Origin of the sequence: Comamonas sp. C11, assembly GCF_024496285.1 — a bacterium.
GTDB lineage: Bacteria > Pseudomonadota > Gammaproteobacteria > Burkholderiales > Burkholderiaceae_C > Comamonas > Comamonas testosteroni_F.
The window spans coordinates 330,180-342,533 of record NZ_CP101743.1 but is presented as its reverse complement, the minus strand read 5'-3'; the positions used below and the strand labels follow the sequence as shown (position 1 = coordinate 342,533).

10 protein-coding genes are annotated in these 12,354 nt (G+C 63.1%); 2 read left to right on the top strand and 8 right to left on the bottom strand.

Features of this window, described 5'->3' with window-relative positions; all coding sequences use genetic code 11:
- Positions 1 to 170 precede the first annotated feature (170 nt).
- The 4 genes from NOX35_RS01515 to NOX35_RS01500 form a co-directional block, all read right to left on the bottom strand.
- Entirely contained in the window at positions 171 to 854 is a 684-nt protein-coding gene (locus tag NOX35_RS01515) for an ABC-type transport auxiliary lipoprotein family protein (protein ID WP_256495500.1), read from the bottom strand.
- Positions 855 to 962: 108 nt separating this feature from the next.
- Positions 963 to 1,910, bottom strand: coding sequence for an MlaD family protein (locus tag NOX35_RS01510; protein ID WP_256495499.1), 948 nt, complete (start codon positions 1,908 to 1,910; stop codon positions 963 to 965).
- Positions 1,910 to 2,770: an ABC transporter ATP-binding protein gene (locus tag NOX35_RS01505; protein WP_182285374.1), complete on the bottom strand. Its 861-nt coding sequence runs from the start codon at positions 2,768 to 2,770 to the stop codon at positions 1,910 to 1,912. Before NOX35_RS01505 ends, NOX35_RS01510 begins: the two co-directional genes overlap by 1 nt.
- A 126-nt stretch (positions 2,771 to 2,896) precedes the next feature.
- A complete protein-coding gene (locus NOX35_RS01500) occupies positions 2,897 to 4,024 on the bottom strand; it encodes an ABC transporter permease (RefSeq protein ID WP_256495498.1) in 1,128 nt (375 codons plus the stop codon).
- Positions 4,025 to 4,335: 311 nt separating this feature from the next.
- Between NOX35_RS01500 and NOX35_RS01495 the strand changes: the two genes are divergently transcribed.
- Together NOX35_RS01495 and NOX35_RS01490 are read left to right on the top strand one after the other, a co-directional pair.
- Entirely contained in the window at positions 4,336 to 6,003 is a 1,668-nt protein-coding gene (locus NOX35_RS01495; protein WP_256495497.1) for a GMC family oxidoreductase, read from the top strand.
- Positions 6,004 to 6,578: 575 nt separating this feature from the next.
- Entirely contained in the window at positions 6,579 to 7,337 is a 759-nt protein-coding gene (locus tag NOX35_RS01490) for a TSUP family transporter (RefSeq protein ID WP_003070412.1), read from the top strand.
- A 36-nt stretch (positions 7,338 to 7,373) separates the two neighbouring features.
- On the opposite strand, the gene mrdA is transcribed toward NOX35_RS01490, so the two are convergent.
- The 4 genes from mrdA to NOX35_RS01470 form a co-directional block, all read right to left on the bottom strand.
- Positions 7,374 to 9,326 (bottom strand): penicillin-binding protein 2, encoded by a 1,953-nt coding sequence (gene mrdA / locus NOX35_RS01485; protein WP_182285371.1) that lies wholly within the window; start codon positions 9,324 to 9,326, stop codon positions 7,374 to 7,376.
- Positions 9,327 to 9,448: 122 nt separating this feature from the next.
- Positions 9,449 to 9,967, bottom strand: coding sequence for a rod shape-determining protein MreD (mreD, locus tag NOX35_RS01480; protein WP_182285370.1), 519 nt, complete (start codon positions 9,965 to 9,967; stop codon positions 9,449 to 9,451).
- Positions 9,964 to 10,989, bottom strand: a complete 1,026-nt coding sequence (gene mreC / locus NOX35_RS01475) for a rod shape-determining protein MreC (RefSeq protein ID WP_256495495.1) — start codon at positions 10,987 to 10,989, stop codon at positions 9,964 to 9,966. Before mreC ends, mreD begins: the two co-directional genes overlap by 4 nt.
- A 165-nt stretch (positions 10,990 to 11,154) precedes the next feature.
- The gene (locus NOX35_RS01470) at positions 11,155 to 12,198 is read right to left on the bottom strand and encodes a rod shape-determining protein (protein WP_003059473.1); all 1,044 of its coding nucleotides are present in this window, start codon (positions 12,196 to 12,198) and stop codon (positions 11,155 to 11,157) included.
- Positions 12,199 to 12,354: the final 156 nt, after the last annotated feature.

The window sequence follows — 12,354 nt, the reverse complement described above, 5'->3', positions numbered from 1 at the left end:
CAGTTCCTTGTGCGAGGTTGAGGAACTGCCAGCTTAAGAACAAGGCCTGTCCCGGCCATTGACCCACATCAGCAAAGCAGTTGCCCACCGGCAACCAGGACTTGCCCGGAATCAACAAAGCCCTGCATGGCAGGGCTTTGGGAGCGGAAATGCCTGGGACTGACCGGGCCTTAGCGCCCGTAACCCTGCAACCAGCGGCTGAGCTGGGCTGCCGCCTCATCCACTGCACGCGCCATGGCCTGAGCACCGCCGGCTGCGTCGGCCGAGGCAGCCGGAACCTCGACCGTGAACACCTTCTGGCCCAGCAACTGGTTGCCTGCACTCTCGCCGGCTCCAATCAGGCTGGCGCTCAGGCGCAGCAGCGCACGGCTGTTGCTGGCGTTGTCAAAGACCTGGCTGAACTCGTCCACCGTCACGCGCAGCTGCGCAATCGAGCGCTTGTCGGCCAGCACCGCGCGGACATTGTCCTTACCCGAAAGAACGGGACGCTCCAGCCCCAAGCGCATGCGCAGGCGCTGCTCCACCATCTGGGCGGGAGGCAGGCTCCAGCGTGCGTTCTGGTAGGCACGCAGTTGCTGGCTGTCGCTGTAGTTCAGACGGTAGAACATGGCCGTCAGGCCCTCGGGCAGCCCCGGCGCCTGGACTTCAGCCAGCACCAGCGGCACCGGCGCCACGGAGGGTGCGGCGGCATTCGCGGCCGGCACTGCCAGGTTGGCCATGCCCAGGTCATATCGCACCGGCTGCGTGGGAGCCGTGGGCAGGCCCGAGCAGGCCGCAAGCGCCAGCAACAAAGAAGATGCGCCCAGCAATCTCCATGCTCTGCGGCCTGTGAGTGAAAGCTTTGTGTCTGCCATATTGATTCCTTTAGGACCGACGCAAACGGGAAGGGACAATGGATGTTGCTATCGAAGAAAACACCATGCCTGCTCCGGATTTGCGCAAGTCGTGTCCTTGTTGCGGGTTCACTTGGCCGGAGCCACGAAACCAGGCTCGCCGGGGCCTGGCAGGCCCAGTCCCTGGCCGTAGATGACGGATTGTGGGTTGTCATTGAAGCGGCCCGCGGCCGCGCCCATGGTGCGCGCGGCACGCGAGACATCGTCGGCCGCGCCGTTCATGCGCGGCAAGGTGCTGCGCCCCAGCGACTCGGCCGCCTGCGACAGGGCCTGTGTGCCCTCGGCAATCTGCTGCAGCGGGCCGTCCGGCGCATTCACCTTGCGCACGGTCTGCTGCAGATCGGTCGCCACGCCCGTGGCGGCATTGCCAGCCTTGGTAAGGGACTGCAGGGTCTGGTGCGCATCTGCCGTGATCTGTGGAAAGTCCTTGGCCGTCTTGTTCATGGTCTCGGCCAGATCCTTGATCCCGCCAGATGCAGCAGCGATATTGTCGAGCGCCACGCTCACCCGCTTCTGGTTGTCCTCACCCAGCATGGCATTGAGGCGGCGTGAAATTTCATCAACCCGCTCCAGCAGCACCGGCCCCTGGTCGGCCAGCATGTTCAGCGGCGAGGACTTCATGGGCAGGCGCGGCAGGCCGCTGGGCCCGGGCTTGAGCGGCTGCGAAGCCCGGCTGTCATCGTCGAGCTGGATATGGGCCAGCCCCGTCACCCCCTGATAGCCGAGCTGGGCATAGGTGGCCGGCGTGACCGGCGTGTCCTCGCCCACGGCAATGCGAATCAGCACATTGCCGGGAATCTGCGGGTCAAAACCGATGCGCACCACCTTGCCCACGGGCACGCCCTTGTAGCGCACCGTGGCCTGGGGCTGCAGGCCGCTGACACCGTCCTTGGTGGACATTTCATAGAGCTGGTATTCCCGGTTGTCGCGCGTCAGCCAGACGGCCAGCCCTGCCAGCAGGGTCGCCACCACCAGAACGAAGATGCCGGCAGCCATGGCATGGGACTTGTTTTCCATCAGCTTTCCTCTGCGGCCGCGCCGCCTTGCACCGGGGCCATGGCACGGCGGCCACGCTCTCCCTGGAAGAAATGTTCAATAAACGGGTGCTTGATCCGGGCCACATCGCGCGGAGCCCCGGTGAACAGCACTTTTTTCTCGGCCAGCACGGCCACTCGTGTGGACAGCGCAAACAGCGTATCCAGATCGTGGGTGACCATGATCACGGTCAGGCCCAGCTCGGCATGGATATCGCGCAGCAGCTCGCAGAACTCGTCCGAGCCCTTGGGGTCGAGCCCCGCTGTGGGTTCGTCGAGCAGCAGAAGCGGCGGATCCATCATCAGCGCGCGTGCCAGAGCCACACGCTTGATCATGCCGCCTGACAGGTCTGCAGGCATGCGCGAGGCATGCTCCGGCTTGAGGCCGACCATCTGCAGCTTGACCATGGCCGCATCGCGCACCACGGCATCTGGCAAGGTGCCCTGTTCACGCAATGCAAATGCGATGTTGTCCAGAACGTTGAAGGCCGAATACAGCGCCCCTTGCTGGAACAGCATGCCCACCTGACTCGCCGCCAGTTCACCGCTGATGACCTCGCGCGAGGGCCGGCCATCCACGGTCACCGTGCCGCGCGAAGGCGAAAGCAGCCCCAGGATCTGGCGCAGCAGCACCGTCTTGCCGGTGCCGGAGCCGCCAACCAGGGCAAGGATCTCGCCCGGATAGACATCGAAATTCAAGTCCTGGTGCACGGCAAAGCGCGACTCGCCCTCGCCAAACTCGGTCCACAGGTCCACCGCCTGCACCAGCGGCTTCACATCCTGCGGCGGCGTGTAGTCACCCACGGCCCCCTCGATGCGGCGGTTCTGCATCACCTCTGTCATTTGCCTGTCCCCCGCTCCACGAGGCTGGCGCGACCCAAGCCAGAGACGCCGAGCAAGGGCCGCCCCACAGCGAAGGTGTCGTCCCCTTGGGGGGAAGCGGCGAAGCCGCGCAGGGGGTAGTTCATCCTAAAAGCCCACGTTTCTGAAGAGGATGGCAAAGATGGCATCCACGATGATGACCATGGTGATGGATGACACCACCGCCGCCGTGGTGCCGCGCCCCAGGCTCTGGGTATTGGGCTCTACCTTCAGGCCCCAATGGCAACCAATCAGGGCAATCAGCACGCCAAACACCACGGACTTGCCCATGGCAAGCACCAGATTGCCGACCTTTACGGCCGCAGGCAGGCTTTGAATGAAGTAAGACGGCGTGATGTCCATGGTCAGGTCGGCCGCGACCATGCCGCCGGCCAATGCCGCAAGAATGGTCCACAACGCCACCAGCGGCATGGAAACGGCCAGCGCCAGCGCACGCGGAAGCACCAGTCGGTAGCCCTGAGAGATGCCCATGACCTGCATGGCGTCAAGCTCTTCGGTCACGCGCATCACGCCGATCTGCGCCGTGATGGCCGAGCCGCTACGTCCTGCCACCAGAATCGCCGCCAGCAGCGGCCCGAGTTCTCGGATCAGCGAAATGCCAAGAATGTTGACGATAAAGGATTCGGCCCCGAACTGGCGCAGCTGCAGCGCCATCAGATAGGCCAGCACCACGCCAATCAGAAAGCCGACCAGCGCCGTGATCGGCAAGGCTGTCGCCCCTGTCGCATAGAGGTGGCCTGAAATATCGCGCCAGGGACCACGAAACGGATTGCGCAGCAGGCGCAGGCAGTCCAGCAGCAACTGACCGACGAGCTGGATCAAGTTGGAAAAGTGCCCGCAGGCATCGATCACCATCTGACCCAGTCGATTGATCTCGCACATCCATCCCGAGGGTTCGGGCTTGGACTCGGGCACTTCGCTGAACCTGGCCACACGCTCCAGCATGGAGCGCTGGGTCTTGGTCGTCAGCAAGTGGACCGGCCAGGCCTTGCCCCATTGCTCCCACAGCAACTGGGCACCGATATGGTCGAACCAGACCATTTGCTGCAAATCCCAGGCGACGCCCTTGGGCACAGCCTTGATCTGCGGCGCCAGCTGACGCCAGATATGGCGGTCGCCCAGCTCGGCTGCACTCCAGCGGCCCACAGGCACGGCCCATTGCTGCCCCTCACGGGACTGCAGCGGACATTGAGGTAGTTGGTCTGAGCTGGACAAAGAAAAGCTTCCTAGAACTTGAGGGAGGCTGGCTAGCCAGAGGAGCCAGCATAACGTGCCGAGCAAGATTCAAGCCGTTTTATGCCAATGCAGCGCATGGCCAGCAGCAGCATGATAACGCTGCAATTTTTATCAAAAAACCGTGAAAGTCAAAACCAGCACTGCGTTGACAGCTTCCAAAACAGGAGTATGCGAGCGCTTTCCCTATCGACACCCGCAAGCTCATCACACCTAATGAACCAGCCTTTTTGCCCATGACTGCCTGATGCTCTGGCCTCTGCGCCTAGCTGTACCAGCCTTTTGATCTGCCCATGAGTGATACCCAGTTCGACTACATCGTCATCGGCGGCGGCACAGCAGGTTCGCTGCTGTGCAACCGTCTCACCCGCAACAAGAATCACCGGATTCTGCTGATCGAAGCCGGCGGCAAGGATGACTACCACTGGATCCACATCCCCGTCGGCTATCTCTATTGCATAGGCAACCCGCGCACCGACTGGCTCTACCAGACCGAGCCCGACCCCGGCCTCAACGGCCGCAGCCTGCGCTATCCGCGCGGCAAGACACTGGGCGGCTGCTCCAGCATCAACGGCATGATCTATATGCGCGGCCAGTCCCGCGACTACGAGCAATGGGCCGAGCTCACCGGCGACGACACCTGGCGCTGGGAGCAGGTCCTGCCGGCCTTCAAACAGCATGAAGACCATTGGCGTCTCGACGCCGGAGGCAGCGCCAGCGAAGAATTCATGCGCCTGCACGGCAGCAAGAGCACTGGTGGCAGCGGCGAGTGGCGCGTGGAGAAGCAGCGTTTGCGCTGGGACATACTCGATGCCTTTGCCCAGGCCGCGCAGCAGGCCGGCATTCCGGCCACCGACGACTTCAACCGCGGCTGCAACGAGGGCGTGGGCTACTTTGAAGTCAATCAGAAGTCGGGGCTGCGCTGGAACACAGCCAAGGCATTTCTGCGCCCCACCTGCTACGGCCGCCCCAACTTCGAGATGTGGACCCGCGCCCAGGTGCGCCGGCTGATTCTGGAAGATCTGCCGGACGGCAGCCAGCGCTGCACCGGTGCCGAAGTCTGGACCGGAGAGGAGATGGTGACTGTGCAGGCCGGGCGCGAAATGCTGCTCTGCGCGGGTGCGGTCAACTCGCCACATATCCTGCAGCTGTCGGGCATAGGCCCCGGCGAATTGCTGCAGCGCCATGGGATGGCTGTGCGCCGCGATCTTCCCGGCGTGGGCGCCAACCTGCAGGACCATCTGCAAATCCGCTCGGTCTACAAGGTGCAGAACGCCAGGACGCTCAACACCATGGCCGGCAGTCTCTGGGGCAAGGCGGCCATCGCCCTGGAGTACGCGCTCAAGCGCAGCGGCCCCATGAGCATGGCGCCTTCGCAGCTCGGCGCCTTTACACGCAGCAATCCGGCGTTGGCCCACCCCAATCTGGAATATCACGTGCAACCGCTGTCGCTGGATGCCTTTGGCGAGCCGCTGCACGACTTTGCCGCCTTCACCGCCAGCGTCTGCAACCTCAACCCCAGCAGCCGCGGCACGGTGCAGCTGCAAAGCGCGGATTTCCGCCAGGCTCCGGCCATCGCCCCCCATTACCTCTCCACGCCAGAAGACCGGCAGGTGGCGGCAGACAGCCTGCGCGTCACGCGGCGCATCGTCAGCCAGCCGGCGCTTGCGCGCTTCCAACCCGAAGAGTTCAAGCCCGGTGCTCAATACCAGAGCGATGAGGAGCTGGCTCGTCTGGCCGGCGATATCGCCACCACCATCTTCCACCCCGTGGGCACGACCAAGATGGGACGCACCGACGACCCGATGGCAGTCCTGGACAGCCGTTTCAAGGTGCGAGGCGTGCAGGGTCTGCGCGTGGTCGATGCCGGCGCCATGCCCACCATCACCAGCGGCAATACCAACAGCCCGACGCTGATGATGGCTGAGAAGGCGGCGCAGTGGATTCGTGACGCGGCCTGAAAAACGGCCTCTCAAAAAACCGAGCGATTCACTGCGACAAGCCCGTCAGCCCCCTGAAATTCGCTCTGGAGCGCAAAGTCTGTACTAGCGGAAGAATCCGGTGCGGCGTCATGCCGCACGAATCAAAGTCCTCAGAGATCTTTTGCTTATAAGCATATGACGCTATTGTTTTTGAAATATCTCAAAACTCATAAGGATGTCACGAAACTTTCGGATTCATTTGTCAGACGTTTTTGATATAACCCAAGGGAATTCCCCAATGCACCACACAGGTGCAGCCCTTACATTCTCGTCACTCTCGCTGCTCCACGAAGCAGCATGGAGGGCCGAGGAGACAACTCGACACAACCAGACCAATACATATAAAAGCATCAAAGATGCGTTCAAAAGCGCCCCTCAGTGGGCGCTTTTTTTATGCCTGCGCACAAGCTTGAGGCGGCGGTGCGACAATGCCGGCGCCATTTGCGGGCATGCACGCCCGCTCTCCCCTGGCTTCTTCATCCCGCCTCCGGCAGCGCCGCCCCAGCAGCAACGGGCGCTGCTCACGGCATGCACCAATTGCAGGCATTTGCTCCATGGAATGGATTCTTGTTTCCCTCGCCTCGGCCCTGGCCGGGTTTGTTGACGCCATCGTGGGAGGCGGCGGACTGATTCTGGTGCCGGCCATGTTTGCAGCCTTCCCCACCACCACGCCCGCCACGCTGTTTGGCACCAACAAGAGTGCCGCCGTCTGGGGCACGGCCATTTCCGCCTGGCAGTACAGCAAGCGTGTGCATATCACCTGGGCCACGCTGGTACCTGCCATCGGCACGACGCTGGTGGGAGCTTTTCTCGGAGCCTGGGCCGTCACATTGATTTCGCCCGATTTTCTGCGCAAGCTGCTGCCCTTCATCCTGCTTGGCGTGCTGGGCTACACCCTGGCCAAAAAAGAGCTGGGCCGCGACCACGAGCCGCGCCTGGCGGGCCGCACCGAGATGCTGACCGCCAGCGCCATCGGCCTGCTGATCGGTTTCTACGACGGCTTCTTCGGCCCGGGCACAGGCAGCTTCTTCGTGTTCCTGTTCGTGCGCCTGCTGGGCTATGACTTCCTCAACGCCTCGGCCAGCGCCAAGCTGCTGAACCTGGCCTCCAATGCCGCGGCACTGCTGCTGTTCACTCTCAAGGGCCATGTCTGGTGGCACTTTGCCATCCCGCTGGCCGTGGCCAATGTGCTGGGCAGCATGCTGGGCACCTGGATGGCCTTGCGCCACGGCACGGGCTTTGTGCGCACGATTTTCATCGGCGTGGTCAGCTTGCTGATTCTGAAGACAGGTTATGACGCTTTTCTGCGTTAAACCTTTACACAGCAAGCGTTAACAGCTATCAATTTATCAGGGTGCTGTTTCGTCGTCGGACAGCACCGAGATATCTTCCACACGGCGCGGCGTGCCTATCGGTGCGCCTGCCTTGCCCTGGCGCACGGCAGCGATATCAGCCTCGCTGGGATAGTTGCCGACCAGCCAGTAGTCCAGTATGCGGCGTGCAATAGGTGCGGCAGCCGCTGCACCGAAGCCGGCGTTTTCCACAATCACGGCCACGGCAATCCTGGGCGCTTCGGCCGGGCCATAGGCGATATAGAGCGAGTGGTCGCGCTGGTACTCGGCCAGACGCGCAGCGTTGTACTTTTCCTTCTGGCCCACGCTCACGGCCTGGGCCGTGCCGGTCTTGCCGCCCGACAGATAGCTGGCACTGCCGAAGACGCCGCGCCCCGTGCCGCCGGTCACCACCCCCACCATGCCGCGCTTGACGGCATCGACATTGCTCTGCTTGAAGCCCAGATTGACGGGCGCCGGCTGGACAATGGCCGTGCGCGTTCCGGTGACGGAGTCGATCAGCTCCTTGCCCACATGGGGCGTGAAGCTCATGCCGTTGTTGACCAGCGTGGCCAGCGCATGCGAGAGCTGGAGGATGGTGAAGTTGTTGTAGCCCTGGCCGATACCCAGAGAAATCGTCTCGCCCGCAAACCATTGCTGCTGCGCGGCGCGCTTGTAGGTCTTGCGCTTCCACTCCTTGCTGGGGAGCACTCCGCGCACCTCGCCGGGCAGGTCGATGCCGGTGATCTGGCCAAAGCCCAGCGGCTTCATGAAGTCGTGGATCGCATCCACGCCCATCTCGTTGGCCAGGGTGTAGAAATAGACGTTGCTGGAATGCTGGATGGCGCGTGCCAGGTCCACCGGCCCCAGCGCATGGCCGGAGCGGAAGGTGTGACCGCCGAAAGTCCAGGAGCCGCCGTCCTGGATCACCGTGCCCGGCGTGCGCTTGCCGGTCTCTATGCCCGCCAGGCCCATAAAGGGCTTGTAGGTCGAGCCCACGGGGTAGGTGCCGCGCATGGAGCGGTTGAGCAAAGGGCGGTCCAGGGATTCGTTGAGTGCCTTCCAGCTTTCCTGGTCGATGCCGTCGACAAACAGATTCGGGTCGTAGGTCGGCTTGCTGACCATGGCCAGCACCTCGCCGTTGCGCGGGTCCATGGCGATGGCCACGCCACGGCGGTTGCCGTAGAGGTCTTCCACCATCTTCTGCAGCTTGATGTCCACCGACAGCTGCAGGCTGTGTCCCGGCGTGGCGGGGCGACTGCCCAGGCGGCGCACGGCATGGCCGCCAGCCGAGGTCTCCATTTCCTCCCAGCCGGTCTGACCGTGCAGCTGCAGCTCATAGCTCTTTTCGGCACCCAGCTTGCCCATGACCTCGGTGCCGCGGTAGTTGGCCGCATCGTCGGACTCGTCGATCTCTTCTTTTTCCCTTTGATTGATACGACCGATGTATCCGATCAGATGGCTGCCGGTTTCCTTGAGCGGGTAGGTGCGGAACAGACGGGCCTTGATGTCCACGCCCGGAAAGCGATAACGCTGAGCCGCGAACTTGGCGACTTCCTCATCCGTCAGGCGCGAGCGGATCGGAATCGATTCAAAGCTCTTGGAGTCATCCATGAGTCGCTTGAACTTGCGGCGGTCGCGCGGAGTGATCTCGATGACCTCGGACAGCCCCTCGATGGTCTCGTCCAGATCCTCGACCTTGGAGCGAGTGATCTCCAGCGTATAGGCCGAGTAATTGGTCGCCAGCACCACGCCGTTGCGGTCCAGAATCTGGCCCCGATTGGGCACGATGGGCACCACCGCCGTGCGATTGCTCTCGGCCCGCTCGGCAAACTCCTCATGTCGCTCCACCTGCAGCACCAGCAGACGCCAGACCAGCAGACAGAACGCAAGAAACACCACGCAGCCCATGACGACTGCACGCATCCGGAAGCGCTGCAGCTCGACTTCGGTGTTACGGATCTCCATCATGCGCAGGCTCCCCGCACGCCAAGCCAGTGACTGCAAGCAAGGGCCGCCCCGCAGCGAGGCAGTCGTTCCCCCTCGCGAAGCGAGAGGGGTAAAGGCGCGCAGCGACTCAAGGGGGCTTTCATCTACAGAGGACGGTTTTCATCGCTGTCCGGCGCACGGCGCTGCGGCGCCAGCAGCAAAGCGCTGACCACAGGCCACAGCAAGGTCTCGATCACTGGAGCTATCAAAAACTCCAGTCCGGGGAAGATCCCCCCCGTAGCGACACGCAGCAGTACCTGAATGCCGTGCGCCGCAGCAAACACCGGCAGCAGGTGCAGGGCCTGCACGGGGCTCGAGAACCAGAGCAGGCGGCGACTCATCCAGCCCGTCACGAAGACCAGCAAGGTATAGGCCAGTGCATGCTGGCCCAGCAGTGAGGCTCGGTCCACATCCATGACCAGCCCCAGTGCGAAGGCAATGCCCAGGCCCACGCGCTGCGGCTGGTTCAAGCTCCAGAAGGCCAGCAGCAACATGAGCAGGTCCGGCAGCCAGACGATGCGGCCCAGCGGAAGCATGTTGACGGCCAGGCCTATCACCAGGGTGACGACGATGAACAGAGGATTGACCGGCAGCAAGAGCTGCTGGCCGCGCGGCATGATCATGCGGGATCCTTTGCAGGCTTGGCGGCCTTGGTCCCCGCCTTCTCGGCGGCAGCCTTCTCCTTTTCGGCAGCGGCTGCTTCCTTCCTGCCACGTGCCTTGGCAGCGCGGTCGGCCTTCTCGACATCGGCCTGGGCCTGCATATTGGCAGCCTCGGGATGCTCGGTCCGGCCCTGGGGCTTGAGCACCATCACATGGCGCACGCCCTGCACGCGGCCCACGGGCTCGCAGTAGATGCGGGTGAAGGCAGAATCGGCACGGCGGTCCACCGTCACCACCTTGGCCACGGGCAGACCCAAGGGATAAAGCCCGTCAATACCGCTGGTAGTCAGCAAATCGCCCACCTGTACATCGGCATTGCTGGGCATGAAGCGCAGCTCCAGCCCTCCAGCACGCGTCGAAGACGCATCGCCATAGGCAACGCTGCGCGCACCGGTGCGCGGGTTGAAAACGGGAATGGCCTGATCGCGATCGATCAGCAGCGTGACCTCGGCACGCGTCGGATAGACGCGCGTGACCTGGCCTATCACGCCTTTTTCATCGAGCACGGGCGAGCCCGGCGCAATATTGTCCGCCTGCCCCTTGTCGATCACCACGCGGCGCGTATAGGGGTCAGGACTGTCATAGACCACCTCGGCCACCTGGCCCGGCGTCAACGAGCGCTCACGCAACTCCAGCATGGAGCGCAGATGCTCGTTCTCCTTGATCAGCTCATCGGCCAGTTCGGCCCGCTGAGCCATGACTACCAGTTCCTGGCGCGCGGCATCCTCGCGGGCCACTGCCTGCTGCTGTACCTCGGCATAGCGGCTGGCGTTCTGGTAGGCCAGCACGGGCTGGGCCACCAGCCATTGCACGGGTGACAGCGCCACCGACAAGGCGGAGCGCACTGGCGTAGTGATCTTGAAACGCGCATCGGCCACCATCAAAAACAGCGCCAAGGCGCTGTAGAGGGCTAGCTGGGAAGTGCGCGATGCCTGTTGCTTGAACAGTGATGGGGCGCGGTGGTCCAGGGTGTCCAGGCTCATGTGCGCTCCCTGGGCATAGCCGCATGCGCACGGCCTTCCCGACCAGAAGGAATGCAAAAAGAGAGCGCAGTATGCAGGCGTATCACGGACTCAGGCCCTGTTCATGGAAGTGGCTGCGGTACGCGCACTATGCCGCGTGCCGCAAAACACCACAGTGCACAGCGATTAATCGCTGGTGAAGATGCTGCCCTGGCGATCCATGGTCTCCAGCGCCATGCCGCAACCGCGCACCACGCAGGTCAGCGGCTCCTCGGCCACCAGCACAGGCAGACCGGTTTCTTCGGCCAGCAGACGATCCAGATCGCGCAGCAGCGCGCCGCCGCCAGTCAGCATCATGCCGCGTTCGGCAATGTCGGCGCCCAGCTCGGGAGGCGTTTGCTCCAGCGCATTCTTTACGGCGGAAACGATCTGGTTCAAGGGGTCGGTCAGCGCCTCCAGCACTTCGTTCGAAGAGATGGTGAAGCTGCGCGGCACGCCTTCGGACAGGTTGCGACCCTTGACTTCCAGCTCCTTGACTTCGGAGCCGGGGAAAGCCGAGCCGATCTGCTTCTTGATCAGTTCTGCCGTGGGCTCGCCGATCAGCATGCCGTAGTTGCGTCGGATATAGCTGATGATGGATTCATCGAACTTGTCGCCACCCACGCGCACCGAGCCCTTGTAGACCATGCCGCCCAGCGAGATCACGCCCACTTCGGTCGTGCCGCCACCGATGTCCACCACCATGGAGCCAGAGGCTTCGGAGACGGGCAGACCCGCGCCGATACCGGCAGCCATGGGTTCTTCGATCAGGTACACGGCCGTGGCGCCCGCAGCTTCGGCAGCGTCCTTGATGGCGCGGCGCTCGACCTGGGTGGAGCCGCAGGGCACGCAGATGATGATGCGGGGGCTGGGCGTCAGCACCGAGCGCGGATGCACCATCTTGATGAACTGCTTGATCATCTGCTCGGTGATCACGAAGTCGGCGATCACGCCGTCCTTCATGGGGCGAATGGCTTCGATGTTGCCGGGCACCTTGCCCAGCATGGCCTTGGCTTCGCGGCCGACAGCCTGGATCACCTTCTTGCCGTGGGGGCCGCCTTCGTGACGGATCGCAACCACCGAAGGTTCGTCCAGAACAATGCCCTTGTCTCGGGCGAAAATCAGGGTGTTAGCTGTGCCAAGGTCAATGGCAAGGTCGGTGGAGAAGTACCGACGGAAAGCTCCGAACATTCAGGGTCCTCTCAGGCACGGCTTGCGCATCGGCTGGCCGTCGCCGGGATGTAAGGTAATGGAGTCTGGGTGGTGGGCATTTTTTGCACAATGACCAGCCGAACGGAGGTATTGCGGCAAAGCCGAGATAATACCGTATCCCCTGTGAATAACTTC